The sequence below is a fragment of the Phyllobacterium sp. 22229 genome (assembly GCF_052056495.1).
GTDB classification, from domain to species: Bacteria; Pseudomonadota; Alphaproteobacteria; order Rhizobiales; family Rhizobiaceae; genus Phyllobacterium; species Phyllobacterium myrsinacearum.
In genome coordinates, this window is the sequence record NZ_JBQEPA010000011.1 from 145,132 (window position 1) to 171,053 (window position 25,922).

27 protein-coding genes are annotated in these 25,922 nt (G+C 60.4%); 10 read left to right on the forward strand and 17 right to left on the reverse strand.

Annotated features, from left to right (window positions below; translation table 11 throughout):
- Positions 1–14: 14 nt before the first annotated feature.
- From ACTJJ7_RS15180 to ACTJJ7_RS15195, 4 genes are all read right to left on the reverse strand, one after another.
- Positions 15–962: a peptidylprolyl isomerase gene (locus tag ACTJJ7_RS15180; protein ID WP_105735779.1), complete on the reverse strand. Its 948-nt coding sequence runs from the start codon at positions 960–962 to the stop codon at positions 15–17.
- Between the two features lie 156 nt (positions 963–1,118).
- Positions 1,119–3,479, reverse strand: coding sequence for an LPS-assembly protein LptD (locus tag ACTJJ7_RS15185; protein ID WP_440967810.1), 2,361 nt, complete (start codon positions 3,477–3,479; stop codon positions 1,119–1,121).
- Position 3,480: 1 nt separating this feature from the next.
- A complete protein-coding gene (gene lptG / locus ACTJJ7_RS15190) occupies positions 3,481–4,569 on the reverse strand; it encodes an LPS export ABC transporter permease LptG (RefSeq protein WP_105735774.1) in 1,089 nt (362 codons plus the stop codon).
- Positions 4,566–5,777 carry an LptF/LptG family permease gene (locus tag ACTJJ7_RS15195; protein ID WP_440967812.1) on the reverse strand — a complete coding sequence of 404 codons (1,212 nt, stop codon included), beginning with the start codon at positions 5,775–5,777 and terminating at the stop codon, positions 4,566–4,568. Before ACTJJ7_RS15195 ends, lptG begins: the two co-directional genes overlap by 4 nt.
- 269 nt (positions 5,778–6,046) lie before the next feature.
- On the opposite strand from ACTJJ7_RS15195, the gene ACTJJ7_RS15200 reads away from it, so the two are divergent.
- From ACTJJ7_RS15200 to ACTJJ7_RS15215, 4 genes are all read left to right on the forward strand, one after another.
- The gene (locus ACTJJ7_RS15200) at positions 6,047–7,543 is read left to right on the forward strand and encodes a leucyl aminopeptidase (RefSeq protein WP_440967814.1); all 1,497 of its coding nucleotides are present in this window, start codon (positions 6,047–6,049) and stop codon (positions 7,541–7,543) included.
- Between the two features lie 111 nt (positions 7,544–7,654).
- Positions 7,655–8,104: a DNA polymerase III subunit chi gene (locus tag ACTJJ7_RS15205; RefSeq protein WP_105735768.1), complete on the forward strand. Its 450-nt coding sequence runs from the start codon at positions 7,655–7,657 to the stop codon at positions 8,102–8,104.
- Positions 8,105–8,107: 3 nt separating this feature from the next.
- Positions 8,108–8,698, forward strand: coding sequence for a hypothetical protein (locus ACTJJ7_RS15210; protein WP_440967816.1), 591 nt, complete (start codon positions 8,108–8,110; stop codon positions 8,696–8,698).
- Positions 8,698–9,240 (forward strand): GNAT family N-acetyltransferase, encoded by a 543-nt coding sequence (locus tag ACTJJ7_RS15215; RefSeq protein ID WP_158531319.1) that lies wholly within the window; start codon positions 8,698–8,700, stop codon positions 9,238–9,240. Before ACTJJ7_RS15210 ends, ACTJJ7_RS15215 begins: the two co-directional genes overlap by 1 nt.
- Here ACTJJ7_RS15215 and ACTJJ7_RS15220 read toward each other — a convergent pair.
- Complete coding sequence (locus ACTJJ7_RS15220; protein ID WP_245421169.1) at positions 9,219–9,854, reverse strand: helix-turn-helix transcriptional regulator; 636 nt, start codon at positions 9,852–9,854, stop codon at positions 9,219–9,221. The two genes, ACTJJ7_RS15215 and ACTJJ7_RS15220, sit on opposite strands and share 22 nt — an antisense overlap.
- Positions 9,855–9,972: 118 nt before the next feature.
- Between ACTJJ7_RS15220 and ACTJJ7_RS15225 the strand changes: the two genes are divergently transcribed.
- On the forward strand, positions 9,973–11,400 hold the full coding sequence (locus ACTJJ7_RS15225; protein ID WP_440967818.1) for an MFS transporter: 1,428 nt from the start codon (positions 9,973–9,975) through the stop codon (positions 11,398–11,400).
- A 107-nt stretch (positions 11,401–11,507) separates the two neighbouring features.
- Here the strand turns inward: ACTJJ7_RS15225 and ACTJJ7_RS15230 are convergent, their stop codons facing one another.
- A complete protein-coding gene (locus tag ACTJJ7_RS15230) occupies positions 11,508–13,406 on the reverse strand; it encodes an ABC-F family ATP-binding cassette domain-containing protein (RefSeq protein ID WP_440967820.1) in 1,899 nt (632 codons plus the stop codon).
- 216 nt (positions 13,407–13,622) lie between these two features.
- Here ACTJJ7_RS15230 and ACTJJ7_RS15235 point away from each other — a divergent pair, with 216 nt between their 5' ends.
- On the forward strand, positions 13,623–14,315 hold the full coding sequence (locus ACTJJ7_RS15235; protein WP_440967822.1) for a glutathione S-transferase family protein: 693 nt from the start codon (positions 13,623–13,625) through the stop codon (positions 14,313–14,315).
- 100 nt (positions 14,316–14,415) lie between these two features.
- Positions 14,416–14,838: a nucleoside-diphosphate kinase gene (gene ndk / locus ACTJJ7_RS15240; protein WP_105735757.1), complete on the forward strand. Its 423-nt coding sequence runs from the start codon at positions 14,416–14,418 to the stop codon at positions 14,836–14,838.
- A gap of 65 nt (positions 14,839–14,903) precedes the next feature.
- Here ndk and ACTJJ7_RS15245 read toward each other — a convergent pair whose 3' ends face one another.
- The 6 genes from ACTJJ7_RS15245 to ACTJJ7_RS15270 form a co-directional block, all read right to left on the reverse strand.
- Positions 14,904–15,335, reverse strand: a complete 432-nt coding sequence (locus ACTJJ7_RS15245; protein WP_440967825.1) for an META domain-containing protein — start codon at positions 15,333–15,335, stop codon at positions 14,904–14,906.
- On the reverse strand, positions 15,335–15,811 hold the full coding sequence (locus ACTJJ7_RS15250) for a molybdenum cofactor biosynthesis protein MoaE (protein WP_105735754.1): 477 nt from the start codon (positions 15,809–15,811) through the stop codon (positions 15,335–15,337). The genes ACTJJ7_RS15245 and ACTJJ7_RS15250 overlap by 1 nt, the downstream gene beginning before the upstream one ends.
- Positions 15,812–15,815: 4 nt before the next feature.
- Positions 15,816–16,073, reverse strand: coding sequence for a molybdopterin converting factor subunit 1 (gene moaD, locus ACTJJ7_RS15255; protein ID WP_130269087.1), 258 nt, complete (start codon positions 16,071–16,073; stop codon positions 15,816–15,818).
- Between the two features lie 4 nt (positions 16,074–16,077).
- Positions 16,078–16,662 (reverse strand): CDP-diacylglycerol--glycerol-3-phosphate 3-phosphatidyltransferase, encoded by a 585-nt coding sequence (gene pgsA / locus ACTJJ7_RS15260; RefSeq protein ID WP_105735750.1) that lies wholly within the window; start codon positions 16,660–16,662, stop codon positions 16,078–16,080.
- A gap of 111 nt (positions 16,663–16,773) precedes the next feature.
- Positions 16,774–18,882 carry an excinuclease ABC subunit UvrC gene (gene uvrC / locus ACTJJ7_RS15265; RefSeq protein WP_440967828.1) on the reverse strand — a complete coding sequence of 703 codons (2,109 nt, stop codon included), beginning with the start codon at positions 18,880–18,882 and terminating at the stop codon, positions 16,774–16,776.
- Complete coding sequence (locus tag ACTJJ7_RS15270; RefSeq protein ID WP_440967830.1) at positions 18,879–19,643, reverse strand: SDR family oxidoreductase; 765 nt, start codon at positions 19,641–19,643, stop codon at positions 18,879–18,881. Before ACTJJ7_RS15270 ends, uvrC begins: the two co-directional genes overlap by 4 nt.
- 511 nt (positions 19,644–20,154) lie before the next feature.
- On the opposite strand from ACTJJ7_RS15270, the gene ACTJJ7_RS15275 reads away from it, so the two are divergent.
- Complete coding sequence (locus ACTJJ7_RS15275; RefSeq protein ID WP_105735744.1) at positions 20,155–20,796, forward strand: outer membrane protein; 642 nt, start codon at positions 20,155–20,157, stop codon at positions 20,794–20,796.
- A 63-nt stretch (positions 20,797–20,859) separates the two neighbouring features.
- On the opposite strand, the gene ACTJJ7_RS15280 is transcribed toward ACTJJ7_RS15275, so the two are convergent.
- From ACTJJ7_RS15280 to ACTJJ7_RS15295, 4 genes are all read right to left on the reverse strand, one after another.
- Positions 20,860–21,456 carry a glutathione S-transferase gene (locus ACTJJ7_RS15280; RefSeq protein WP_130269089.1) on the reverse strand — a complete coding sequence of 199 codons (597 nt, stop codon included), beginning with the start codon at positions 21,454–21,456 and terminating at the stop codon, positions 20,860–20,862.
- 94 nt (positions 21,457–21,550) lie between these two features.
- Positions 21,551–22,300: a ribonuclease T2 family protein gene (locus ACTJJ7_RS15285; protein ID WP_440967833.1), complete on the reverse strand. Its 750-nt coding sequence runs from the start codon at positions 22,298–22,300 to the stop codon at positions 21,551–21,553.
- Between the two features lie 13 nt (positions 22,301–22,313).
- Complete coding sequence (locus tag ACTJJ7_RS15290; protein ID WP_440967834.1) at positions 22,314–22,763, reverse strand: hypothetical protein; 450 nt, start codon at positions 22,761–22,763, stop codon at positions 22,314–22,316.
- A gap of 60 nt (positions 22,764–22,823) precedes the next feature.
- Positions 22,824–23,684: a 23S rRNA (adenine(2030)-N(6))-methyltransferase RlmJ gene (locus ACTJJ7_RS15295; RefSeq protein WP_440967836.1), complete on the reverse strand. Its 861-nt coding sequence runs from the start codon at positions 23,682–23,684 to the stop codon at positions 22,824–22,826.
- Between the two features lie 82 nt (positions 23,685–23,766).
- Between ACTJJ7_RS15295 and ACTJJ7_RS15300 the strand changes: the two genes are divergently transcribed.
- Positions 23,767–24,297: an NADPH-dependent FMN reductase gene (locus ACTJJ7_RS15300; protein ID WP_158531320.1), complete on the forward strand. Its 531-nt coding sequence runs from the start codon at positions 23,767–23,769 to the stop codon at positions 24,295–24,297.
- A 102-nt stretch (positions 24,298–24,399) separates the two neighbouring features.
- Positions 24,400–25,242: an EamA family transporter gene (locus tag ACTJJ7_RS15305; protein ID WP_130269094.1), complete on the forward strand. Its 843-nt coding sequence runs from the start codon at positions 24,400–24,402 to the stop codon at positions 25,240–25,242.
- Between the two features lie 3 nt (positions 25,243–25,245).
- Here ACTJJ7_RS15305 and ACTJJ7_RS15310 read toward each other — a convergent pair whose 3' ends face one another.
- A complete protein-coding gene (locus ACTJJ7_RS15310; protein WP_440967839.1) occupies positions 25,246–25,893 on the reverse strand; it encodes a glutathione S-transferase family protein in 648 nt (215 codons plus the stop codon).
- Between the last annotated feature and the right edge of the window lie 29 nt (positions 25,894–25,922).

The window sequence follows — 25,922 nt, forward strand, 5'->3', positions numbered from 1 at the left end:
GGAAGGCAATACCATCATCGATTGACGATGGATGCCTTTTTCCGCAGATCATCGACATACTGCTTGTTCACCGCCTCTGCCGTGGCATCGGGCTTCTGGTTGGCCGCTGCCGCTTCCTGCGAGAAAACCAGACGGGCAACGCGGTCATCCGACAGCTGGCGCGTTGCGCAGATGCCGAGGAATTCAACGCCCTTGTCGGTGTCGAGCGTCGTCGTCGCATGCCCGGCTGATGTAGCCTTGACCTGCTTGGACCATTCGGGCGGCAGTTCCTGTTCGACGAAACGGCCGAGATCGCGGACGGTCACGTCCAGTATGCCCTTTGCCATGTCGCGGGTTGAATCGCAGCCGTTGAATTTGGCGCGCAGCGCATTGGCCTCGTTGCGGCGCTTGGCGATATTGCCGCGATCGGTGGCCGGAACAACGAAAATGACCTGCTGCAATGTGTACTCGGTCGAGACCGGCTTCTTGCCGCCATCCTTCAGCATGCGCTGCACGGCATCCTGTTCGGACACGCGGCTGCCGCCCTGGGACCGGTTGCGGGTGCCGAGCGCGCGGCCCCAGCCCATCTGCAGGCGGATATATTCCTTGAAATGGTCGGCTGTCACACCGGCCTTGTCGAGGACGCCGGTGAGCTGGGAAAGCGTCATCTTGTTGTTGGTGGCAAAGCGCTCGAAGGCCTGGTTCACTTCCGTATCGGAAATGGTGATGTTCAGCCGCCGCATTTCCTGGCGCTTCAGCATGTCGTCGGTGAGTTCCTCACGCGCCATCTGCGTCAGGTTGCCCTTCTTGTGCTGCAGTTTCAAAAAGGCTGCGCGCCGGGCAATGTCATAGTCGGTAATCGGCATTCCATTGACGATTACCTTGACGTCGCTCGCCTGGGCAGGCAGCGAAATGCCCGCCGCCAGGCCCGAGCCCAAAGCGGTAACAATCGCCGCTGCAAGAATGTGCTTCCTCACCATCATAGTCCACATTATCCGATCATTATGGATCTCTTTTGACCATTTTGACAAAAATGACCGGTAAAATCCATTCCTGTGAGATTCATATCTTTTCCTATTGCCGTTTTACTAAGGCAAAAGCATGACTGGCCGCAAGGGCGGCCAGTTGAAAAGAAATCATCAAATGCCGCCAATATCGACAGGCTTGCCGAATTCCCACAGGGTACGGAAGGAGATCTGGAAGCCGTATGTCGTCGTCGTTTCGCCGGCGGTGCCAGCGCCGGTGATGGGCCGCTGCTGCGTATAGTACATCTGGTAGGTAAAGCACTCATCGTCATAGGCAATCGCTGCCGTGCGCTTTACCAGCGTGTCATGCACGATATCGTAGGTGCCCGAGCCAAGGAGGCGCCAGTTCGGCGTCAGCTTGGCGGTGCCGCCGAGGGTGACTTCCTGGCGGTCTTCAGGGAAGCCATAGGTCGGCTGAGCAGCGATGAATGCGTATTTCCCGAAAACGGAGCCGTATTTGCCCGAGCCCGTTGCCGCAACTTCGCCGCGCTGAACTTCGAACGTATCCTTGTCGAAGCGGCCGCCGGTGGTCAGCGTATAGGCACCATAATTGGCACCGATCATCGCCACATAGTCGGAGCGCGCCGATTCCAGACCCGATTCCGCGCCCACATTGACAAAGTCCTGTGAGGCAAAGGAATTCACGCCGCCAAGCTGGAACGACTGGCCGGCAATACCGTTGAGCGACAGGCCGTTGTTGAACGTGCCGGAATAGCGGATGCCGAGATTGGCGCGTGTGCCGCCCTCGACCCGGTCGTAGCCGGAGAACTTGTCCCGCTCGAACAGGCTCGACGCATCGAAGACAAAGCTTTGCGCATCTTCGTTCGGCATCTGGCCGGCATAGGGCTCATTGTTGCGGATAAAGAGCTGCGCCGTCGGCTCAAGCACGTGGGTGGAATTGGCCGCCGTGAACAGGATCGGGTATTTGGCTTCGAGCCCGGCGGTTGCCATGCCGCGGAAGGCCTGGTCGCGGGTGACGCCAGGAGAATCCGAATCGACATACATGCCATCGCCGCGTAGGGCGAGAATGGGTGTCAGGACGAGGCCGCTTCCGGTAATGAAGGTGCGCTTCCACTCGACTTCGCCGGTGATGCGGCCATCATTGCCCTTGACACCGGCGAGATAGCCGGAGCGCGGCAGACCTGTATATCCCGCATTGGCATCGACCTTGTCGCGATACAGCGCCTGCAAGTTCAAGTTGAAATTCAACTCGCCGCCAGCAAGCGGCTGGGTCGGAATATAGGCATAGTCAAGACTTGGCAGAACCCAGGGCTGCTTGTTTTCCGACGATGCGCTGAAGGAGTCCGCCCATCCTTCCTGAACATGGAACTTGTAGAGCCGCACATCGAAATAGTTGCGGTCATGCAGGCCGGTCAGGTAGATCTGGTCGGTCTTGTTGTAGTCCGCATAGCCGTCGAGGCCATAGCGATAGGCAAAGGCCTTGTCCGACTGCACCATGGCATCCCAGCCGAGGGTCCAGCGCGGGTTGATGTGAATCGCGCCCTTCGAACCGATCATGCCGCGGTTCTTGTTGTTCCAGTCTTGGGCATCATTGTCCGGTGCGGCAGTATTATAAAATGCTCTCGGATCATTTTGGCTGATGCCGGCGATACGAACGCTGTACTCGCCGTTTTCCAGGCGATGGCGCCATTCCGCGTCGGCGAGGAAGCCCTGTTTCGTATAGCCGGTGCCGGTCAGGGTCAGGTCGTAATTGGGAGCAAGCGCCCAGAAATAGGGGACACTGACGCCGTAACCGAGATTGGTCTCATATTTGTAGCTCGGCATCAGGAAGCCGCTTTTGCGCTTCACCGTCGGATCGGCGATTTCAAACGCCGGCAGGAAGGCCAGCGGCATGCCGAACAGCTCGAAGCGTCCGCGCTCGAACCGGATGGTCTTGTTCTTGCCGTTCCAGACGATCCTCTGGGCGCGCACCTGCCAAAGCGGCGCCTTGCCCGGCTTGTCGCGGCAGGGTTCGCAGGCGGTGTAGACACCATTGTTGAACTTGGTGATTTCGCCGCCGATGCGTTCGGCGCTTTCCGCCGCAAAGCGCGTGTTATCAGCAGCCTCGACGCGCAGCGTATTGACGAAACCTTCCTTGAAGTCATCGGTGACATCGAGATTTTCCGCATAGATGCGGTTGCCGTCCTTTTCGACGATCTCGACCTTGCCGAGCGCCTTCAGCCGGCCGGTCTTCTGGTCATAGGTGACCTGCCGGGCAACGAGGCGGTTGCCGTCATATTCGATCTTCACGCCGCCGACGGCGGAAATCGTCTTGGCATTGATATCATAGACGAGTTCATCCGATTCCAGCAGCATCTGGGCATTCGGATTCGTTTTGAAATTACCTGCGAGGGCATCTTGTGTCTGGGCCAAGGCCGGGAACGAAATCCCGCCTGCAAGGCATAGCACGGCCGTCCCGCACATAAGCCGTGCGAGCCACGTCGGCAACACCGAGCGCGTTACATTCAATCCCACTCTAACCATCCTCCTTGTGCAGCAGAAAGGAGACCCCAAAAAAAGTTGCGATCAGGACCGGAGTCCAAGCGGCAACGAAAGGCGGAACGAATCCCGCATTTCCGAATGCCTTGACCACAACTGTGACGACATAAAGCACGAAGCCCGCGAGGACGCCACCCAGAATCATCGTTCCAGATTGTCCAAAGCGAACAAATTTCAGCGAAACTGTCGCAGCGATTAGGGTCATCGCCATTAAAAGAGCAGGCAAAGCCAGCAAAGACTGGAAATGCATGTCAAAAGCATTGGCCGGATAGCCAAATGAACGGGCTGCGGCAATTTTGTTACGCAGCTCAAAAAAAGGAATTGTCTCGGGCCGGGCCAGACTTTCTTCAACGAATTCAGGCCGAAGATGCGTCGCAATACGGACATCTCCCGGTGAAACAGGTGTCTCGCCGAGGACGAATTTCGTCACGTCCTTCAACTGCCAGTAGCCGTCTTCCAGATCGGCCGTCTTGGCGTCGAGACGCTCGATAATGTCCTTGTTCTTGTCCAGCCGGATGAAGGAGGCATCGACCAGCCGCAACCCGCGGTTGACGATATTCTTGGCACCGATGATGGTCTCGCCTTCATCGGTTTTCTGGCGCAGCCAGGGCACGCGATCGTCGGTTGTATCGTTGGTCTTTCCGCTGCGCCACGCCGCCTGAACCGCTTCGCTCTTCTCGAAGCCATAGGCGGCGAGGGGATTGACGATCAGCACGGCGAGAAGGCCGAACAGGAAAGCACCGGTGCAGGCAGGCAGGAGAAACTGCCAGGCCGAGACGCCGACGGAGCGTGCCACGACAAGCTCATACTTCCGATTGAGCGAGATCAGCGTGGTCATCGCCGAAAACAGCGCGATGAACGGAAACACCTGCTGCATGATGTAGGGAATGCGCATCACGGACAGGCCGAATGCCTGAATGGAGGAATATTCCGGCAGTGCAGCCAGCTTGCTCGACAGCTCGGTGAAATCGAGGATGAGCGCCAGCGCAAAACTTCCCATGAGGAAATAGCAGGTGATCGTCACGTAGCGGAGAAAGAAATAACGTCCGAGTGTCCAGCCTATCATTCGTCACGCGCTCCACGTCCGGAGCGGGGATTTAGCAGTTTTGTCTTGACGCCTGCAAGCGCGGCCTGCGGCGAGGAAAACCCATTCTTGAAGAAGTCCGCGATTTTTGCCGGCACGCCGATCTGGCGGTTTGTCGCCAGCGCATAGATGGCCGAGATGGTGACAAGAACCGGAAAGACGAAGAGGAAGGGAATGACGTTTTCATTCTTTTCCGACGCCTGGCCGCTGGAATAGCTGATCCAGAAGACGACGAGGCTCAATGTGATGGCCGTGAAGGACGCTGAAATGCGGGCCTCCCGGTGCGAGCGTGAATCCGCTGCCGCCGCCAGTGAGATGAAGGCGAAAACGATGGGGTACATCCAGTCGGTCAGCCGCTTGGCCAGCTCTGACGTGTAGCGCAGCGGTTTCTGCTGATAGACCGGATCGTTCGGGTCTGGGTTCATCAGATAGTTCAGCGGACGGTCCTTCGGGAAGATGGTGACATCCTTGTCGTCCGATGGCAAAAATTCAGCAAGATCAAGAGCATAGGTGTTGAACTTGATGATCGACACATCGCCGGTCTTCACGTCGCGGCGGTCGATTTCGCCGTCCTTCATGACCAGAAGGCTCTGACTGCCCTTGTCGACCACGAGGCCGTCTTTCGAGTAGTAAAGCAGGTCGGTCACGGGATCGCGCGAATCGGACACGAACAGGCCCTTGATCGCGCCATTGGCATCGCGGCTTTCAATCTGCAGATAAAGATCCTTGTCCAGCCGCTGGAACGAGCCCTGCTGCACGACAAGATTGATGACGTCGGAGCGGGCGTCCGCCAGCATCTGCCGCATGCTCATCTGCGAATAGGGGGCGATGAAATTGGCAATGACGAAGGAAGCGCCGGCCACGAAGACGGCAAAAAGCAGGACGGGACGGATGACCGTGGAACGCGGCGCGCCCGAGGCATTGATGACGACGAGTTCCGAATCCTGGTTCATCGTCGACAGCGTCTGCGTCACGGCGATAACAAGCGCGAACGGCATGACGACGGGAAAGGCGGCGGGAAGCAGGTTGGAGCTGAACTTCAGGATGTAGAAAAAGCTCTGGCCGCTGGTGGTGAGGAAGTTGATGCGGCCAAGAACCTGGACGATCCACGTAATGCCGACCGCTGACAGGAGAACTGCCAGAAACATGACGACGATGCGTCGCAAGATGTAATACTCAATCAGGCGCATGTCATGTTTCGCAAAAGAGTTCCGCCACCTTGTTTGTCGACCTGCCGGTCACCAATGACCGGCGATTTCATCTATGCCATACAATCCATGGCATTATTTTGCCGCACTATGGGACGAACCCGTTATATGTTCAATCTAGTCAGTCTTGGCTAAAAATAGGCGAAGAAAGCTGGTTAACAAGGTGTTAGCGCCCGATCCCTACCGTTACCCACTTCATTCATCAACTTTGATGAATTAGGAAGTCACAATTTGTTCAATCTGGAGATATCATGTCCAAACGACCATCCATCAGTTTTGCAAAGTTTGCCGCCGTTGAAAACGGAACCGCAATTTTGCTTCTGGCAGCCGAAGGCAAGGCCGCGCAGGAAGCCGAATCTGTCGTCGGGCAGGCGTTGCTGTCGCGTATCATCGATGTCTCGGATTTCAAGGGAAAACTTGCAGCAAGCCTGAGCACGCTCGCGCCCGCAGGCACCGAGCTTGACCGCCTGGTGCTGGTTGGCGCTGGCGATCCGGCCAAGCTGAAGGCCGATGACTGGCTGAAACTGGGCGGTTCGGCCTTTGCAAAAATCGGCAAGGCCAAGCATGTTTCCGTGGTTCTGGCCTTGCCGGACACGGACGTGTCGGGCGAAAATGCCGCGGACTTCGCGCTCGGCATGCTGCTGCGCGCCTATACGTTCGACAAGTACAAGACGAAAAAGGGCAGGAGTGACGACGAGCGGGAAGAAAAATCCTCCGCCAGGATCACCCTTCTCGTGGCCGACCCGCAGGCGGCAAAGAAGGCCTTTGCCAATGCCGAAGCCGTGGCGGAAGGCGTTGTTCTGGCGCGCGACCTCGTCAATGAACCGGCCAATATTCTCGGGCCGGTCGAATTTGCCGAACGCATCGAGGAATTGAAGAAACTCGATGTGAAGGTCGAGATTCTCGACCCCAAGGACATGAAGAAGCTCGGCATGGGCTCGCTGCTCGGCGTGGCGCAGGGTTCGGTGCGCCCGGCGCGGCTCGCGATCATGGAATGGCAGGGCGGCAAGGGCAAGGACGCGCCCATCGCCTTTGTCGGCAAGGGCGTGGTGTTCGATTCCGGCGGTGTCTCGATCAAGCCGGCCGCCGGCATGGATGAGATGAAGGGCGACATGGGCGGCGCCGCTGCCGTCACCGGCCTCCTGCACACGCTGGCAAGCCGCAAGGCCAAGGTGAATGTGGTCGGCATCGTTGGCCTCGTTGAAAACATGGTCGACGGCAATGCCCAGCGTCCCGGCGATATCGTCACCTCCATGTCGGGTCAGACCATCGAGGTGCTCAACACCGACGCGGAAGGCCGGCTGGTCTTGGCGGATGCGCTCTATTACTGCAATGAGCGTTTCCAGCCGAAATTCATGGTCAATCTCGCCACGCTGACCGGCGCGATCATGGTTGCGCTCGGCCAGTCGCATGCCGGGCTTTTCTCCAATGACGACACGCTGGCGGCGCAGCTCTTCGATGCGGGGCAGGCAACCGGCGAGAAAGTGTGGCGCATGCCGCTCGGTGCCGAGTACGACAAGCTGATCGACACCAAGAATGCCGACATGAAGAACATCGGCACCCGCTTTGGCGGCGCCATCATCGCAGCGCAGTTTCTGAAGCGGTTTGTCGGGGATACGGCCTGGGCGCATCTGGATATCGCCGGTACCGCCATGGGCACGCCGGCAAGCGAGTACAACCAGTCCTGGGCGTCCGGTTTCGGTGTCCGCCTGCTTGACCGGCTGGTCCAGGACAATTTCGAAGGCTGATGAAGGCGGCGGGTGGCTTGCGCCACCCGCCGCATCACCCATTCTTTGACGAATCGGTCAAGGCCTGCTTCAACGAAGTGACACTGGCGCGTTTTTGAGCCAAGAGAGACAATGACCGAAATCCTCTTCTACCACCTCACCGAATCGACACTGGAAAATGCGCTTCCGGGCCTGGTCGAGCGCTCGCTGAGCCGCCAGTGGAAGGTGGTCATCCAGACCGGATCGCAGGAGCGGCGCGACAGCCTCGACAACCATCTGTGGACCTGGTCCGATGCGTCCTTTCTGGCCCATGCCACGGACCAGGAGCCGCACCCGGAGGAGCAGCCGGTCATACTGACCACGGGCGAGGGCAATCCGAATGGCGCCACGGTGCGCTTTCTGGTCGATGGCGCTGTGCCGGCGCATGTCGAAGCCTATGAACGGCTGGTGCTGATGTTCGACGGCCACGACCAGATGCAGCTTGAACAGGCGCGAGAGCAGTGGAAGCAGTTGAAGGCCGGGGGGCACACGCTGACCTATTGGCAGCAGAATGCCGAGGGGCGCTGGGAAAAGAAGGCCTGAGAGATGCGCAAGCTGCTGCTGTTGCTCCTGCTCGCCGGTGTGGCGCTGGGAATTGGCTATCCCTGGTACGCCTATAATTTTTCCGGCAGCGAGCTTGGGTCATGGCGGGTGTTTGACCGGCCCGGCCCGTACAAGCGGGTGACGGTTTCGTTGAAGGCCAGCGACGGCCCGGTGCGGATCTTTGTCGACATGCAGCCGCTGCGCAATTTCATTCCGGCCGAAGGGCGCACCGCGCTGACCTCGGTCGTGTCGCGGGACGGCAAGGACGTGCTCGTCAAGACGCTCTCCTACGTCAATGCGCAGGCCGCCAATCGCGGTTCGCCGCAGGGGCCGCGTGTCTATCGCGACAGGATGGGCGACATCGACCCCGTGATTCCCGGCGATTATACCTTTGCCATCGGACCCGGCGACGCCGACGGCCTCGACGTGGCGCAGGTGGATATCGTCCTGCGCAAGGGCGCGGTGAGCATCGACAAGCGCGTCGTTCCGGCCGGTCTGACCCTGATTGCCGTCAGCATTTTAGGCCTGATGCGCCTGGGGCGCCGCAAGGCCAATCCCAACAGCACGCCGCCCGCGCCCAAATGGGGGCGGTGATGGTGCAGATTGCCTGCCCGACACTGCTGACGCCGCGCCTGCGCCTGCGGCCGTTCGAAAGCCGCGATGAAGCCGGGCTGCATGCGTGCCTCGCCAACGAAACGCTGACGCAATATTGGGGGTTCACCGCCTGCACGACCATGGAGGAAACGCGGCGGTGCCTGCGCATCCTGGCGAAGACCACGTCGCCCTACGATTCGATGGCCTGGGCGGTGGCCGACAGGACCACGGACGAATGCATCGGCATGGTGAACTACCATCACCGCGAGGTTAGCAATCACCGGCTTGAAATCGGCTATATCCTGCGCAGCGAATGGCACGGGCAGGGCTTGATGAGCGAGGCGGTCAAGACGCTGATGGAGTATTGCGTGGCCCATTTGAAGGCGCACCGCATCACGGCGATCATCCACCCCGACAATACGGCTTCAATCCGGCTGGCCAAACGGCTCGGCTTTCAATGCGAGGGCGGGCCGATGCGCGATTATTGGCGCGTTGGCAGGGGCTATATGAGTCCGATGCTCTACAGCTTCATCGCCAGCTGACCGCTGTCACCCGGCTTTTCCGTGATCCGGTAGGCGCAGCGCCGGGCGCCTTTCAAGATATGCTCGAAGCGCCTGACCTCGACATCGGGACCAAGCGCGGCCTGAAACACATCAAGCTCCGACCGGCACAGTTTCTGGCATGCCCTGGCGGCCACGCAGATCGGGCAGTGGTTTTCCACCAGAACCAGCGCACCCGCCGCATCGCGGGTTATTTCTGCCATGTACCCCTCGGCGGAGCGTATTTCCGCCAGACGCTGCACCCGTTGCTCGAGGGAGCCCGCATGGGCAAGTTCCGTGCGGTAGTGGTCGAGCGTGGCGGTTTCGCGGTGCGCGATCAGCCTGTCGAGCCCGGCATCGCCGAACACGGCTGACACGGATGCCAGGATATCGGCCGTCAGCGCCGCATGGTTGTCGGGAAACTGCCCGTTGCCTTCCCCGGTCAGGTGCCAGAAGCGTTTCGGCCGGCCAACGGTCTCGCGGCTGTCTTCATAGGCGACAAGGCCATCCTCATGCAGCCGCCCCAGCATCTGCCGCACCGCGACGGCGGTAATGCCGAGGCGGTCCGCCAGGGACGCTGCGGTCTGCGCGCCGGCCACCTTCAGGGAATAAAGCATGCGGTTTGTCGTTCGATCCTGCATGGTGGGAGCATAACAAGATTATTTTTAAAAAGCGATTGCTTATTTTATTAACCGGAATATAAAAACACAAAACTTATTTAATTGAGGTGACGCCATGCATGAACCCGACGACACAGCCAGCGATGCCCGCTGGTCCGAGCTGCTGACCCCGCAGTTTTCCGCCGCAACCACGACGCTCTGCCTCGGCGTGGCGCTGTTTGCCTTCAACGGGTTTCTCGTTTCCACCTCGCTGCCGACGGCGGTGCGCGAGATCGGCGGGCTGAAACTGATTTCCTGGGCTTTCACGCTCTATCTCGTCCTGTCCATTGTCGGCGGCGCCAGCGGCGCCTTGCTGAAGGGCAGGCTCGGCCCGCGCCGGGCGCTGGTCGGGGCCGCCATCGTCTTTCTCGCGGGCACGCTGATCGCCGCCTTTGCCTCGTCGATGACGGAAGTGCTTGTTGGCCGCGCCCTGCAGGGGCTGGGTGAGGGCGTGATCGCCGCCATCTGCTATGCGCTCATTCCCGACCTGTTCCCGTCGCGCCTGGTGGCAAAGGTGTTTGGCGCCGAAGCCGTCGTCTGGGCCATCGCCGCATTCGGCGGTCCGCTGGTTGCCGGGCTTTTGACGGAAACCGTATCCTGGCGCGCCGCGTTCCTCGTCAATGTGCCCATGGCACTGATTTTCATCGCACTGGTGTTCCGCATCGTGCCGCGCTCGGCGGCGGAAGCCGCGCCGCTGTCCGTGCCTTTCCTGCGGCTGGGGGCCATCGGCGGGGGCATCATGCTGGTGGCGCTTGCCGGCGTCATGCAGACCCTGACGCTGGAGGTCCTGTGCGTCGCCGGCGCTGCGGCCGTTCTCATTGCCGTCGTTGCGGTTGACCGCCGCAGCCGCACGCCGCTGTTCCCGTCCGATGCCTTTGCCTTGACGTCGACGGTGGGGATCGGCCTATGGATCGTGCTGCTGATGCCTGTCGCCCAGGCCTCCACCTCGGTCTATCTCGTCATGACCCTGCAGAATCTCTGGGGCTACGGCCCGACCATGGCCGGTGCGTTCAGCGCCAGCTTTGCCGTCGCCTGGAGCAGCATTGCCATTCTGGTTGCCAATGTGCAGGACCAGCGCCGCCGCGCGCAGATGATCCGGCTCGGACCGGCGCTGCTGGTGACCGGCCTTGCCGTTCTGGTTCTGGGTTTCTCCGCCGATCTGCCGGGCGTGGTTCTGGTTGGCCAGATGAGCATCGGTGCCGGGTTCGGGGTCAGCTGGGGCTTTTTGAGCCAGAGCGTGATGGAATCGGCACGTGACGGCGAGCGTGACCGGGCTTCCGCCCTCCTGCCGACGCTGCAATCCGCCGGTTACGCCATCGGTGCCGCGGTGGCCGGTCTGGTGGCCAATGCCGCCAGCTATCCCCAGGCAACAAGCCCTGAGGCCCTGCGTGCTGCAACCATGACCATCTTTGCGGTTTCAACCATGATCGGCCTTGCCGCGATGGTCGCCGGTTTTGCCCTGCCGCTGCGCAGGAAGACGGTGTTCGCGGTGGATCTTTCGTAGCCGCATGAAAAAGCCCGCCCTGACGAGGGGCGGGCGACGTTCCGGACGATCCGGAAAATCCAGGAGAGGGGAGGATTTCGACCTGCAAATCCCCTCTCTTGCGATTTCTACAGATCAGCCATTGCCTCTTCATATTCGGTCGACAGCGTCAGCCATTCCTCTTCCGCCCGGGCGAGCGAGGATTTGGCGTAACCGATTTCCTTGCCGATCTGCGTCGCCCTGGCCGGCTCGCGGCTGTAGATGACCGGGTCGGCCAGCTGGTCCTGCAGGGTCTCGATCTTCTTCTGGAAGCGCTGCACCATGGCATCGGCTTCCTGGATTTTTTTCTGCAAGGGCTTCAGCGCTTCGCGCTTCTGCGCCGACAGCTTGCGCTGCTCGGCCTTGGTCAGCTTCTGTCCGTCATCGGCGTTGATCTTGCTGTTGCCGGAGCGCTCGGCCTTGGCATCGGCCAGAACCAGCGAACGGTAGGCGTCGAGATCGCCGTCATAGGGCGCAACCGCGCCGTCACGCACCAGCCAGAGCCGGTCCATGGTGGCTTCGATCAGGTGCCTGTCGTGGGCGATCAGGATCACCGCGCCGTCGAAATCATTGAGCGCGTGCATCAGCGCTTCGCGGCTGTCGATATCCAGATGGTTGGTTGGCTCGTCCAGGATGAGCAGGTTCGGACCCTGAAAAGTGGAAAGCCCCATCAAAAGCCGTGCCTTTTCACCGCCGGAAAGGTCTTTTGCCGCCGTGTTCATCTTCACCGTGGCCAGGCCCATCTGCGAAACGCGGGCGCGCACCTTGGATTCCGGCGCATCGGGCATCAGCTTGCGCACATGCTCGATGGCATTGTCCTCCGGCACCAGATCGTCGAGCTGGTGCTGGGCAAAGAACGAAATCTTCAGGTTCGGCGCCACCGTCATGCGGCCGCTCTGCAGCGGCAGGCGTCCGCTGATCAGCTTGGCCAGCGTCGACTTGCCGTTGCCGTTCGAGCCCAGCAGCGCGATCCGGTCGTCCGCGTCGATGCGCAGGTTGAGATGCTTGAGCACCGGCTTGCCCGGCGTATAGCCGACTTCGCCGTTTTCAATGGCGATGATCGGCGATGCCACCACCTTTTCCGGCTCGGGAAAATGGAACGGCGCTACATGGTCTTCGATCACGGACGAAATCGGCTTCAGCTTCTGCAGGGCCTTCAGGCGGGACTGTGCCTGCTTGGCCTTGGACGCCTTGGCGCGAAAACGCTCGACGAAGGCTTCCATGTGCTTGCGGTGCGCTTCCTGCTTGGTGCGCTGCTTCTGCTGCAGCTCCAGCGCTTCGCTGCGCAGGCGCTCGAACTGGTCGTAATTGCCCTGCCACAGCGTCAGCTTGGTCTGATCCAGATGGATGATCGAATTGACGGCCGAGTTGAGAAGGTCGCGGTCGTGGCTGATCAGGATGACCGTGTGCGGATAGCGGCGCACATAGTCCTCCAGCCACAGCGTGCCTTCCAGATCGAGATAGTTGGTCGGCTCATCCAGCAGCAACAGGTCCGGCTCGGCGAAGAGCACGGCCGCCAGCGCCACGCGCATGCGCCAGCCGCCGGAGAAGGACGAGGCCGGACGCTTCTGCGCTTCGGAATCGAAGCCGAGGCCGGAAAGGATCGCACCGGCGCGCGCTTCGGCCGAATGCGCGTCGATATCGACCAGGCGGATATGGATTTCAGCGATGCGGTGCGGATCCGTGGCTGTCTCCGCCTCGGCCAGCAGGGCGGTGCGCTCCTGGTCGGCGGCCAGCACGATCTCGAGCAGGGAATCTTCGGTTCCCGGCGCTTCCTGCGCCACCTGGCCGATGCGGATGTTCTTGGGCAGGAAGAAATCGCCGGTTTCCGCCGGCAGTTCGCCCGTGATCACCTTGAACAGGGTGGATTTGCCCGCGCCATTGCGCCCGACCAGTCCCGCCTTCGTGCCCGACGGCAGGTTGAGGTTGGCGTGATCGATCAGCAGGCGTCCGGCCATACGCACGGATATGTCGTTGAGAATAAGCATGGCCGCGCTTTTGCACGGGAAATGTGCTTTTCGCAAGCCGTGCGTGCCGCAGATATCGCCCGATTGCGCGGGAAAGTGAGGTTAGGCGATATCTGTGTCCGATTGGGCACGTTCATAACGAGCGGCGCCCATGCGGAAATGCTGTTGCGCCAAATTGACTTTCTGCCGAAATGCGTCAGTCTTGCTGCCACAATATCCAAACAGAGGCGGCTTTCCATGGGAATCATTCTGCACGAACTCGTCGGTACGGATCTGAACCGGCCATTCAGCCCGCACTGCTGGAAAACCGTGATGTCGCTGGCCCACAAGGGCCTGCCGTTCAACCGCAATCGCGTGTCGTTCAAGGATATCCCGGCGCTTGAAGGCGCATTTTCGCCGAAGGTGCCCGTTATCCGCGATGGCGAGACGCGCGTGGCGGATTCCTTCGAGATCGCCCTCTATCTGGAAGACACCTATCCGGACCGGCCGTCGCTGTTCAAGGGCGAGGGCGGCCGGGCCATGGCCCGCTTCGTCGAGGGCTGGTCGCAGATGACGCTGCATCCCTATATCAATGTGGTCATTCTCATGCCGGTGCACGATATTCTCGATGCGCCGAACCAGGCCTATTTTCGCGAGAGCCGGGAAAAAATCTTCGGCCGCCCGCTGGAGGCGGTGGCTGCCGAACGCGACGCCAGGCACGACGCCTTCACCAAAAGCCTCGAACCGCTGCGCAAGATGTTGCTGTCGCAGCCGTTCATCGGCGGCAAGAGCCCGCTGTTCAGCGATTACATCGTGTTCGGGGCGTTCCAGTGGGTGCGGGTGCTGACGCCGTTCAAGCTCGTGGACGAGAACGATCCGGTGCATGACTGGTTCGAGCGCTGCCTCGATCTGCATGGCGGTATCGCCCGCGAGATCAGTGCTGCGGCCTAAAGGCAAGATGCAGGGTTTCTGACGGGCGGCCCCTTGGCAAAGGGGCTGCCTGACGCTATAGAGCCGCCATCCAATTCCCCTAACGACAAGGTTTTATTCCATGGCGATTGAACGCACTTTCTCGATGATCAAGCCCGACGCGACGCGCCGCAACCTGACCGGCGCCATCACACAGAAGCTGGAAGAGGCTGGTCTTCGTGTCGTTGCTTCCAAGCGCGTCTGGATGAGCCGCCGCGAAGCCGAAGGCTTCTACGCCGTTCACAAGGAACGCCCTTTCTTCGGCGAACTCGTTGAATTCATGTCCTCCGCACCGACCATCGTTCAGGTTCTGGAAGGCGAAAACGCCATTGCCCGCAACCGCGAAGTCATGGGCGCCACCAACCCGGCCAATGCCGACGAAGGCACCATCCGCAAGACATTCGCCCTGTCGATCGGTGAAAATTCGGTTCACGGTTCCGATGCGCCTGAGACAGCCGCAGAAGAAATCGCCTACTGGTTCTCCGGAACGGAAATCGTCGGCTGATTGGTTCAGCCGAGACAGAAAAAGCCGGGATTTTCCCGGCTTTTTTGTTTTAAGGGGCTGTCAATTCAGTCCTGCCGCGCCAGCCGGGCAATGGTTTTGCCCGATGCATCGCGCAGCGTCAGCTTGCCATCCACCAGCCGGAAGGCACGGGTGCGCTCCAAGATGGCAAAGAACTTGTGTTCCTGATCCATCAGGGCAGGCGGGCAGAGCTTGCGCGTTGCTGCCGCCGGCTTGAAGGTGAGCTTGCGGCCTTTGACCACAGCCTTGCTCATGAAGCGGTTGCAGCCGCCGGAGCCGCTCACCGCGCCGTCATGGCCGATCATCAGGGTTGTCTGGGCGAAGTCGATGACGCCGCCGCCATTGATGTCTTCCGCCAGCCAGGACGCACCGGTGATGTCAGGCGCACGGCTTTCGCTGCGCGCCTTGAACGACAGGCCGAACAGCGCGATCACGCCGGCGAAACCGACGATGAGCGAGAGAATGGCAAGCCGCCGCATTACTTCACCTCGTTCCAGCGCTTGAGCGCAGCCGCATCGGTCGATTTGGCCTCGACCCAGTTGCTTTGTGCACCGCTGGCAAGGTGTTCCTTCTTCCAGAAGGGCGCGGCATTCTTCAGATAGTCCATCAGGAAGGCGGCGGCATCGAAGGCGGCGCGGCGATGGGCGGAAGCGGCCACGACAAGCACGATGTTCTCGCCGGGCCGGATCATGCCGAAGCGGTGGATGACCGTCAGGCCCGTCAGCGGCCAGCGGCCGAGCGCTTCACCGGCAATGCGGGTGATCTCGCGGGCGGCCATTTCGGGGTAGTGCTCGATTTCCAGCGCCTGCAGCGTTCCGGCTTCATCCCGGCACAGCCCGCTGAAGGTGACGACGGCGCCGATGTCATGGCGTCCCGATGTCAGGCGGGCAATTTCGGCGGCCGTATCGAAATCGCCGCTCTGGATGGCGACGCGCGGTCGGATCGTGCCGGTCATGGCATCAGCCGCCGGTCATGGGCGGGAACAGGGCAATCTCGTGCGCGCCGCCGATCGGTGTCTTGTGATCGACATGTTCCTGGTTGATGGCCACCCGGATGACGTCCTGATATTCCAGCGCCGCCTCATATTCCTCGCCGCGGGTTTTGAGGTGGCTCAGAAGATCGCCGACGGTCACGATGGAGGGCGCGAGATCGATGATCTCTTCGCCCTTGCCGATGCGTTCGCGCACCCACGCGAAATATACGAGTTTGACGCTCATGAGCCTAATCTACCACATGTTTCAGCCCGGCGCGGAAATAGTCCCAGCCGGTATAGAGTGTCACGAGGGCCGCCACCCACAGCAGGGCGATGCCGAACTGGGTCGTGTGCGGCACGATCTTGTCGCCGGCAGGTCCCGCCAGAAGGATAGCCACGGCAAACATCTGGATGGTCGTCTTCCATTTCGCCAGCTGGCTCACCGGCACGCTGACTTTCAGTTCCGCCAGATATTCGCGCAGGCCCGAAACGAGAATTTCGCGGCACAGGATGATGATCGCCGCCCACAGCGTCCAGCCGGCAATGGTTCCATCCGCCGCCAGCAGCAAAAGACAAGCCGATACCAGCAGTTTGTCGGCTATGGGATCAAGCATGCGGCCGATGGTCGAAGTCTGTTTCCAGATGCGCGCGAGATAGCCGTCGAAGAAGTCGGTGATGCTGGCAATGGCGAAGATGACCAGCGCGCCCCAGCGCGCCGCATCGCTGGATTGCAGGCTGCCTTCGAGGAAAAAGCACAGCACGACCAGCGGCACCGCGAGAATGCGCCCATAGGTCAACAGGTTCGGCAAGGAGTAGGCGTTGTTCTTGGGCATATTTCCAACCAATCAAATCAGTGCCGATCAAACGGGCTTGTCCGCCAAACGTCAAGCTCATCATGCGGGAGTCGGGCGCAATTGTGTCCCGATTTCAATAGTTAAGCCAAGCTATGAGCGAAAATGATCGCGAATGGTGATGGCCATTGCTTCCGATATCCCGTCCACCTTCATCAAATCTTCGACAGCAGCCTGCGATACAGCTTTAGCCGTGCCAAACTGATGAAGCAGTGCACGTTTGCGTGAAGGGCCGATCCCGGCGATCTCATCCAGAGGATTCTTGACCATTTCCTTCTTGCGCTTGGCGCGGTGGGTGCCGATGGCGAAGCGGTGCGCCTCGTCGCGCAGCCGCTGCAGGAAATACAGGACGGGATCGCGCGGCGGCAGGGTGAAGGACTGTTTTCCTTCCATGAAGAACCGCTCGCGCCCGGCATCACGGTCCACGCCCTTGGCAACGCCGATGGCCGTGACCTTGCCGGCAATGCCCATCTCCTGCAAAATGCCGCGCACGGCGCTCATCTGGCCCTGGCCGCCGTCGATCAGGATGATGTCGGGCCATGCGGGGAAGGCATCGGACTCCTCGTCGAACTCATCGATTTCCACATCCGCCGGGGTATCCGGCATGTCCTTGTTCTCGGGTGTGCCGTGTTCCTTGACGAGGCGGCTGAAGCGGCGCTCGATCACTTCGCGCATCATGCCGAAATCGTCGCCCGGCGTGATCTCGGTCGAGCGGATGTTGAACTTGCGGTACTGGTTTTTGACAAACCCTTCCGGGCCCGCGACGATCATGCCGCCAATGGCATTGGTGCCCATGATGTGGGAGTTGTCGTAGACCTCGATGCGGCGCGGTGTCTTTTCCAGGCCGAAGGTTTCGGCGACACCCTTGAGCAGGCGCGACTGCGACGAGGTTTCGGCCAACTGGCGGCCAAGCGCCTCGCGCGCATTGCTGAGCGCGTGTTCGACAAGGTCCTTCTTCTCGCCGCGCTGCGGCACGGTGATCGTCACCTTGCGGTCGGATTTCGCCGTCAGGGCGACGCCGAGCAGCTCCTGATCCTCCACCGTTTCCGACAGCATGATCAGCGAGGGGCAGGGCTTGTCATCGTAGAACTGCGCCAGAAAGGCGCCGAGCACCTCGGCGCTCGACAGCGATGAATCGGCCTTGGGATAATAGGCGCGGTTGCCCCAGTTCTGGCCGGTGCGGAAGAAGAACACCTGAATGCAGGTGGTGCCGCCGTCCTGGTAGATGGCAAAGACATCGGCCTCTTCAACCGATTGCGGGTTGATGCCCGAATGCGACTGGACGTGGGAGAGAGCAGACAGGCGGTCGCGATAGACCGCCGCGCGCTCGAAATCGAGTTCGGCGGAGGCTTCGCGCATGGCATCGGACAGGTGGGTTTTCACCGCCTGGCTCTTGCCGGACAGAAACGCCTTGGTCTCGCTGACCAGTTCGTCATAATCCGCTTCGCTGATCTCGCTGGTGCAGGGGCCGGAGCAGCGCTTGATCTGGTAGAGCAGGCAGGGCCGCGTGCGGTTTTCATAGAAGGAATCGGTACAGGTGCGCAGCAGGAAGGCGCGCTGCAGCGCGTTGATCGTGCGCCCGACAGCACCCGCCGAGGCAAAGGGGCCGAAATAATCGCCCTTCGAGGATCGGGCGCCGCGATGCTTGAAAATACCAGGTGCCAGCCGCCGGTCGGTCTGTTTGGGCGCCGTCAGCAGGATATAGGGAAACGACTTGTCGTCCCGCATCAGAACATTAAAGCGCGGGCGCAAGCGCTTGATGAGATTCGCTTCCAGCAGCAGCGCCTCGGTCTCGGTGCGGGTGACGACGAATTCCATTTTCATGGTTTCGCGAATCATGCGGGCGATGCGGTTGTTGTGGCCCTGACCGCGTGCATAGTTGGAAACACGCTTCTTCAGGTTGCGGGCCTTGCCGACATAGAGCACGTCGCCGTCGCCATTGAACATGCGGTAAACGCCCGGCTTGTTGGGCAGCCGCTTGACCAGTTCGCCAATGACATCGGCACCGCTGGTTCCGTCGCTTTCGACGCTGGAATCCCATTCGATCGCATTGATCAGCGCCGCGACGTCGCGGATCGGCTCGCTGTTTTCGGCGGCGAGCGGGCCCTCATCATCCAAGATCACGCCGGTATCCTCCGCAGTCCCGTCAGGGGACAGCGGCGGGGCCGGGTCGATTGCCGGATGATTGCGTGCGTTGGTCATTCTGCCATTCCTGTGACATCCGGCGTCTCCCACGCCAGATGCTGCCCGCCATCCAGGGCAATCATTTGCCCGGTGATGGAGCGCGTCTGCCAGAGATAGCGGATCGTGTTGCCGAATTCTGCCAGATCGGGCCCGCGTTTCAACAGCAGGCCGTCAACTTGTTGTTCAAAATCGATTCTCTCCTGACGTTCCCCCTGCATGGTCGGGCCCGGACCGATGGCATTGACCCGGATATGCGGGGCCAGCGCCTGCGCCATGGTCTGGGTCGCGGCCCACAGGGCAGCCTTCGACAGGGTGTAGGAGGTGAATTTCGGCGTGAGTCTCCACACGCGCTGGTCGATGATATTGACGATGAGGCCGTTCTCCCCCTCGGGAAGCGCCGATTTCATCGCGTCGGCCAGCAGCACCGGGGCTTTGACATGCACGGCGAAATGCCTGTCCCAGACATGATCGTCGAAATTGCCAAACCCGTCATCGTGAAAGATCGAGGCATTGTTGACAAGGATTTCCACCGGACCAAGCGCGTCCTCGGCGCTGCCGATCAGGCCGCGAACCGCATCGGCGTCGGTCAGATCCGCCTGAACCACCGCCGCCGTGCCTCCGGCCGCCTCTACTGTGTCCAGCAGCGCGCGGCCTTCTTCCAGCGAATGATTGCAATGAATAGCCACAGCAAAACCATTGGCGGCAAGATTCTCTACAATCGCCTTACCAACACGCCTTGCGCCGCCTGTGACAAGGGCAACGGTCTTATCTCTGTGCACACGGCTCTCCCAGTCTCGCGATTCACGCCTGAATGTAGGCCCGAATATAGGGAGGATATCGGCAAAGCGCGAGGGTTTGCGGCGTCTGCACTGACAAATGAGAAATTCCAGTTGTTCATTTCATTCATGGCATTTTCGTCTGATGACGGTGGGTATAGCGGCAGAAATCAGCTGAAAAACCCAAGCATAATGCAAAGTTTAAGTATCGGTTAAGTATACTATATTGAAGGGGGTGATTTTCTGACTTTTCGATAAAATTTTCTCAAATATTTCGTAAAATCTATTTTGTCGTACTATTTTTATCTGATTGAAATCGTTCGTAAAATCGAGATGTTGCATAATGAACACATCGCATTTCTGCCATTTTCTCGACAGTTTCTTTTCACAGTCTGGCGCGAGTGCCGCCACAATGAGAAGCGAATGTTCCTCTCGTTCAGCGGACGCAAGTTTTGGTTTATCCCCCCGACCAAGTGCCCGCTCCGTGTAAAAGAGTTTAAAAAAGGAGATTGCCATGCGCACTCTTAAGACAATGATCCTCGCTTCGGCGGCTGTGCTGACGCTCTCCGCCCCAGTTCTGGCTGCTGACATCATCACCGAACAGGCTCCTGCGCCTGAAGCTGCATACCAGGCCCCCCAGGCCGATTGGTCCGGCGCTTACCTCGGTGTGTATGGCGGTTATGGCTGGAACAAGAACAAGACCAGTGTTGGCAAGCTCGATGCCGACGGCCTCAAGGGTGGCGCTTACGGCGGCTACAACCTGCAGAACGGCCAGTTCGTATACGGTGCTGAAGGCGACATCGGCTACTCCGGTGCCAAGGAAAACAACTTCGGCTACAAGGCCAAGCAGGGTGTAGAAGGTTCGATCCGCGCCCGTGCCGGTATCGCACTTGATCCGGTCCTGCTCTATGGTACAGGCGGTGTTGCCATCACCGACAGCAAGCTGTCCGGTCCTCTCGGCAGCGAAAGCAAGACCCACGTCGGCTGGACGGCCGGTGCCGGTGCAGAAGCCAAGATCACCCAGAACATCGTCGGCCGCGTTGAATACCGCTACACCGACTTTGGCAAGAAGGACTATGATCTCGGCGGCCTCGACAGCGTATCGAACAAGATCACCACGAACGAAGTTCGTGTTGGTGTTGGCTACAAGTTCTAATCCGGACTTGACCTTTAGAAAAAGCCGGGCAGGAAACTGCCCGGCTTTTTTGTTGTCCTGGATTTATTTCGGCAGAAGCGCGGCAAGTTCGGGATGCAGCTCCTCGAACCGTTTTTGCCAGCGCTTGAGCTTCGAGCGGCCCTTTTCCCATTTGCCCTCGAAGCGCAGGGTGGCATAGGCGAGGGCGGCGGCCAGCGCGATATGGCCGCCATGGAGCTTTTTGCCGAGGCGCGGCGGCGCCGCATTGAGATAGTCGAGCACGCGGATCGCCTTGGCCCACTGCCAGTCGAGCCATGGCTGGTGGATTTTTTCTTCCGGATGATAACGCCGCTCATAGACATGGGTGAGCAGCACATCGCACAGCCCGTCGGCAATGGATTCCAGCTGTTCCGCCTCCAGCCGCTTTTCGGCATTGCGCGGGAAAATCTTGTTGCCCGACACGCGGTTGAAATACTGGGTGATGACGCGGCTGTCGTAGAGTGCCTTGCCGTCATCGAGAATGAGCGTCGGAATCTTGCCGAGTGGATTGGCGTTGATCAGTTCGGCTGGCGCCGTGCTGGTGTCAACAAGCACACTTTCAACCGGAATGCCGGCGTAATGGGCAGCCATGCGCACCTTGGTGCTGTAGGGCGAGGCGGGGGAATACAGAATTTTCGTCACGATGACGCTCCTCGGTTGACGATTCGATGGCGAACGGTAAACGCCCGGCGGCTTTTCGCAAAGCGTTCAGATCAGAGGGGGGTGATCGGCAGTACTACCGCGTTCCCGGCATGTCGACGGAACGCCTGCGGCAGGAGGAGCGGTCAACCTCCGGGCAGCTGCGGAACTGCAGGTCCTTGGTCAGGCAGACACGCACCTCGCGCAGGAACGTGCTGTCGCAGGTGACGGAGACCGCATCCCGCGTCATTCCCGGATTGGCTGTGACAAAAGCCTGTTCGACAAGCTGCGGATTGACCGGCGCCCGCTGGGTGGGCTGGCTGTAGGCAGACGGGATGGCAACGCGCGATACCGCCTGCCGCATCACCGAAAAATAGTCTTTCTGCGTCAGTCCGGTGCAGGTGCCGTGCTTGCGCCATTCATAGGTGACGAGCCCGGCGGAGGGCATGATGTCGGAAAGCTGTCTCGCCTGGCTGAATGGCACGTCACGCGGCTCGTCCGTGGTGCAGTCCTGCGGATAGCCCTGTTCATATTGCGGCCAGAGCCCGTGCACGACAAAACCGTAGGGACGCCCCGTCGAACATTGCTGCCGGTTGGCATTCGAGCCTTCGGCAGCGCAATAGCTGGGTGACCACGACAGGGCGAGAACATAGAAATCAAAACCGCTGCCCGCCGGTACCGATGCGGCGGGCGCGCCGCTTGTCTGGCGTTCACCCGCGGCAATTATTTCGGGTGTTTGCGCGGGAGCAAGACTTTGCCGCGGCTGCTGCTCACGCAGATAGGTCAATACGGACACGCCAAGAAGCGCTGCAAACAGGGCGTAGCGCGCCAGGCTGCCGAACTGCATCAGCGGTCACGGATCATTTCAGGCTGCGGCAGCGGCCATTGTAAACATTCCAGCGGTCGAACCCGGCAACGCAGAACTCGACATTGTTGCCGATGGAGGCGTAGCCCAGGCCTTCTTCGACGACGTACCAGACCGGACGCTGCTTGCCGTCGGACAGATGGGCGGTCGCCTGGCAATAATAGCGCGCGACGGCCGACATTTCCGGATCGCGGCTCGGCTCATAGCGCTGCTGATGGACTTCGCTGAAATCCTGGATTGCAACCTGCTGCAGGCCCGGAACGTGATGCACCTGATAGGAGAAGCGGTTCACGATGCGATTGAGGACGCCGGATTTGCCGCAGGTATCGTCATAGGTCTCGCTGGGCGCGCGTTGCAGGTAATCGGCGGAAAAGGCCGGAACGGCGGAGGAAATTGCCAGTACAGCGCCAAGGGTCGTGGCGAGAAGGGTGGAAACGCGTGCCATAGGGGTCACTCTCCATGAGGTATCGATATGCTGCCAATGTCGGACAGCCGGTGCGCGCGGTCAAGCACCAACTTGCTCGCCGCGGATCCAATCGACGGTGAAACCGGCATTCTTCCCGTCACTGAGGACTTTTGACAACGCCGGGAAAACGGTTCGCAGCTCGCTCTCCAGCGTGAAAGGCGGATTGACGATGATCATGCCGGTGCCGTCGAGCCGGGGTTCCGGCGAGGGCGCTCGAATCATCAGCTCCGCGCGCAGGATTTTGGCAATGCCGGTATCGTGCAGCAGCGAGGCGAAGCGCCTGACCTCCTGCCGGTCCTTGACCGGATACCAGAAGGCATAGGTGCCGCCGGCAAAACGCCGGTGCGCCTTGACCAGCCCTTCCACAAGGCGGTCGAATTCGCCGCCGATTTCAAACGGCGGGTCGACAAGGATGAGGCCGCGCTTTTCCTTGGGCGGCAGATGGGCGCCCAGCGCCAGCCAGCCGTCCAGCTGTGTCACGCGCACCTGCACATCGCCTTCGAACACGTCAGCGAGAAGCCGGGCATCGTCCGGATGCAGTTCGAGCGCCGACAGCCGGTCCTGCTTGCGCAGGAGGTGCCGCACGATCAGCGGCGAACCGGGATAGTGGCGGATGGCGCCATCGGCATTTTCGGCGCGGACAATATCCAGATAGGGCTGGATGAGACCGGCAACATCCGCATCGAGCTTGGCTTCGAGCAGCCGGCCGATGCCGCTCTGCCATTCGCCCGTCTTGCCCGCTTCCGTCCCCTTGAGATCGTAGCGGCCGATACCCGCATGGGTATCGATGACGCGAAAACCATGGTCCTTGCGCTGCATATAGAGCACAATCCGCGTGAGGATAATGTGTTTGACGACGTCGGCGAAATTGCCGGCGTGATAGGCGTGACGGTAGTTCATGGCCCTGCTTGTTTCACGATGTTGGTGCTATCGCAAGCATCTCGCTATGCTGATTGTCAAATTGATTCCCGAAGGTCTCCCGATGACAAAACTTCTCGCCCTGTCCGGCAGCCTGCGCGCCGTTTCCATGAACAAGTCCGTGCTGGAAGCGTGCAGCCAATTGGTGCCCGCCGGTGTCAGCGTGGCGCTTTATGCGGGGCTGGCGGGATTGCCGCCCTTCAATCCCGATCTCGACGGCGACAAGCCGCCCAAGAAGATTGTGGCGCTGCGTAAGCAGGTCGGCGCGGCCGATGGACTGATCATTTCCTGTCCGGAATATGCCCATGGCATTCCCGGCAGCTTCAAGAACATGCTGGATTGGCTCGTGTCATGCGTCGAATTTCCGGGAAAGCCGGTGCTTCTGATCAATACCTCGCCGCACTCGGAGCGCATCACGCCGCTTCTCATGGAAGTGCTGATGACGATGTCGGCGCATGTGATCACCAGCGCCGCACTCACCCTGCCGCTCAAGGGCAGGAAACTGGATGCGGACGGCATCGCCAAAAGCGCTGAATTCGGCACGCCGCTGCGCGCCGGTCTTGCCAGCTTTGTCGACGGTATCAATGCCGTTTAGAACTTCTCACTTTAAAGATGAGATTATCGAATTTGCCTTATGACCCAAATGTGTCATTGAGCACAGGGAGCACGCGCATTTCGGGCGTGCCGGGGTCTGATCATGTCCGGAACGGTTGTTCTTATTGTCCTGTTTGCCGCATTCCTGCATGCAAGCTGGAATGCTGTCGTCAAATCCGAGGGCGATAAATTCCTCAACACCGTCGTGGTCGTAACGGCAGCCGGGGTGATCGCCATGGTCTGCCTGCCGTTCCTGCCGGCACCGGCGCGCGAAAGCTGGCCGTTTCTGGCGGCATCGGGCGTCGTTCAGCTCATCTATCTCGCGCTTGTGGCGGCGGCGTACCGCAGCGGGGACATGAGTCAGGCCTATCCCATCATGCGCGGCACGGCGCCGCTGTTTGTCGCCATTGCCAGCGGTCCGCTGGTTGGCGAGTTCCTGTCGGCGCAGAAATGGTCGGGCATTGCCCTGATCTGCTGCGGCGTGCTGGCGCTGGCGCTGGAAGCGCGGCGGCGGGCAGGGGCCAACCGCGCCACGACCGTCTTTGCGCTCTTGAATGCGCTGGTGATTGCCACCTATACCCTGATCGACGGCATCGGCGTGCGCCATTCCGGCGCACCGGCGGCCTATACGATGTGGGTTTTCACGCTCAACGCCATTCCGCTGTTCCTCTGGACCATGGTGACCCGCAAGGGCGAGCTCTGGCCGCATTTCCTCAAGCGGACGCGGCTGGCCACGGTCGGCGGCGTCGGCACGCTCGGCTCCTACGGTCTTGCCCTGTGGGCGATGACCATGGCCCCGGTCGCCGCCGTTGCCGCCTTGCGCGAAACGTCGATCCTGTTCGCCGTGGCCATCTCCGCCCTGGTTCTCAAGGAGAATATCGGCGTCAAGCGCCTGATCGCCGTGGCGCTGATCGCCGCCGGTGCTGCCGTGATGCGCCTTGCCTGACGCCTATTTCGGCACCATGTCGAAATAGGGCTCTGCCTCTTCCAGGGCGCGGGCAAAGGATGGCCGCTTCATCAGGCGATCGCGATAAGCCGTCAGCACGGGATATCCTTCGCCGATCGGCACGGCCATATCGCCGTAGAACAGCGCGGGCGAGGCGGCGCAGTCCGCCATCGTATAGGCGCTGCCCGCCGCCCATGTCCGGCCTTTGAGACGCTCTTCCAGCACATCATAGGCGGTTCGCAGCTTCTGTCTGGCATGGTCAACACCCAGCGCATCGTTCTGGCCTGCGGGACGCAGCCTGTCGGTGACGATTTTCTGCATCGGCACATGCACGTGCAGATCGAAGAAGCGGTCGTAGAAGCGCGTTTCCAGTGCCGGTTCCCGCTCGGAGGGCAAAAGCGGCGTTTTGCCGGGAAAGTGCTGGGCGAGATATTCGATGATGATGCTGGATTCAGGAACGGTCTGGCCCCGGGCTTCGTCGCGCAAAACCGGAAACTGCCGGATCGGCCACATCTTGCGGAAATCGGCGCTTGCCTCTTCGTTCATGAAATCGACCATGCAAGGCTCGAAGGGCGTGTCATTCTCATAAAGCGCGGTCAGCACTTTCATGCAGAACGACGACAGCGGGTGAAAATACAATTTCAGTGACATTTCAGGGCCTCCCATGCAAAGCTTCAACA

Coding starts and splice junctions, on each gene's coding strand:
- ACTJJ7_RS15180 (WP_105735779.1), bottom strand. CDS start 962: ATGATGGTGAGGAAGCACATTCTTGCAGCGGCGATTGTTACCGCTTTG.
- lptG (WP_105735774.1), bottom strand. CDS start 4,569: ATGATAGGCTGGACACTCGGACGTTATTTCTTTCTCCGCTACGTGACG.
- ACTJJ7_RS15195 (WP_440967812.1), bottom strand. CDS start 5,777: ATGCGCCTGATTGAGTATTACATCTTGCGACGCATCGTCGTCATGTTT.
- ACTJJ7_RS15200 (WP_440967814.1), top strand. CDS start 6,047: ATGTCCAAACGACCATCCATCAGTTTTGCAAAGTTTGCCGCCGTTGAA.
- ACTJJ7_RS15205 (WP_105735768.1), top strand. CDS start 7,655: ATGACCGAAATCCTCTTCTACCACCTCACCGAATCGACACTGGAAAAT.
- ACTJJ7_RS15210 (WP_440967816.1), top strand. CDS start 8,108: ATGCGCAAGCTGCTGCTGTTGCTCCTGCTCGCCGGTGTGGCGCTGGGA.
- ACTJJ7_RS15215 (WP_158531319.1), top strand. CDS start 8,698: ATGGTGCAGATTGCCTGCCCGACACTGCTGACGCCGCGCCTGCGCCTG.
- ACTJJ7_RS15220 (WP_245421169.1), bottom strand. CDS start 9,854: ATGCTTTATTCCCTGAAGGTGGCCGGCGCGCAGACCGCAGCGTCCCTG.
- ACTJJ7_RS15225 (WP_440967818.1), top strand. CDS start 9,973: ATGCATGAACCCGACGACACAGCCAGCGATGCCCGCTGGTCCGAGCTG.
- ACTJJ7_RS15230 (WP_440967820.1), bottom strand. CDS start 13,406: ATGCTTATTCTCAACGACATATCCGTGCGTATGGCCGGACGCCTGCTG.
- ACTJJ7_RS15235 (WP_440967822.1), top strand. CDS start 13,623: ATGGGAATCATTCTGCACGAACTCGTCGGTACGGATCTGAACCGGCCA.
- ndk (WP_105735757.1), top strand. CDS start 14,416: ATGGCGATTGAACGCACTTTCTCGATGATCAAGCCCGACGCGACGCGC.
- ACTJJ7_RS15245 (WP_440967825.1), bottom strand. CDS start 15,335: ATGCGGCGGCTTGCCATTCTCTCGCTCATCGTCGGTTTCGCCGGCGTG.
- ACTJJ7_RS15250 (WP_105735754.1), bottom strand. CDS start 15,811: ATGACCGGCACGATCCGACCGCGCGTCGCCATCCAGAGCGGCGATTTC.
- moaD (WP_130269087.1), bottom strand. CDS start 16,073: ATGAGCGTCAAACTCGTATATTTCGCGTGGGTGCGCGAACGCATCGGC.
- pgsA (WP_105735750.1), bottom strand. CDS start 16,662: ATGCCCAAGAACAACGCCTACTCCTTGCCGAACCTGTTGACCTATGGG.
- uvrC (WP_440967828.1), bottom strand. CDS start 18,882: ATGACCAACGCACGCAATCATCCGGCAATCGACCCGGCCCCGCCGCTG.
- ACTJJ7_RS15275 (WP_105735744.1), top strand. CDS start 20,155: ATGCGCACTCTTAAGACAATGATCCTCGCTTCGGCGGCTGTGCTGACG.
- ACTJJ7_RS15285 (WP_440967833.1), bottom strand. CDS start 22,300: ATGCAGTTCGGCAGCCTGGCGCGCTACGCCCTGTTTGCAGCGCTTCTT.
- ACTJJ7_RS15290 (WP_440967834.1), bottom strand. CDS start 22,763: ATGGCACGCGTTTCCACCCTTCTCGCCACGACCCTTGGCGCTGTACTG.
- ACTJJ7_RS15295 (WP_440967836.1), bottom strand. CDS start 23,684: ATGAACTACCGTCACGCCTATCACGCCGGCAATTTCGCCGACGTCGTC.
- ACTJJ7_RS15300 (WP_158531320.1), top strand. CDS start 23,767: ATGACAAAACTTCTCGCCCTGTCCGGCAGCCTGCGCGCCGTTTCCATG.
- ACTJJ7_RS15305 (WP_130269094.1), top strand. CDS start 24,400: ATGTCCGGAACGGTTGTTCTTATTGTCCTGTTTGCCGCATTCCTGCAT.
- ACTJJ7_RS15310 (WP_440967839.1), bottom strand. CDS start 25,893: ATGTCACTGAAATTGTATTTTCACCCGCTGTCGTCGTTCTGCATGAAA.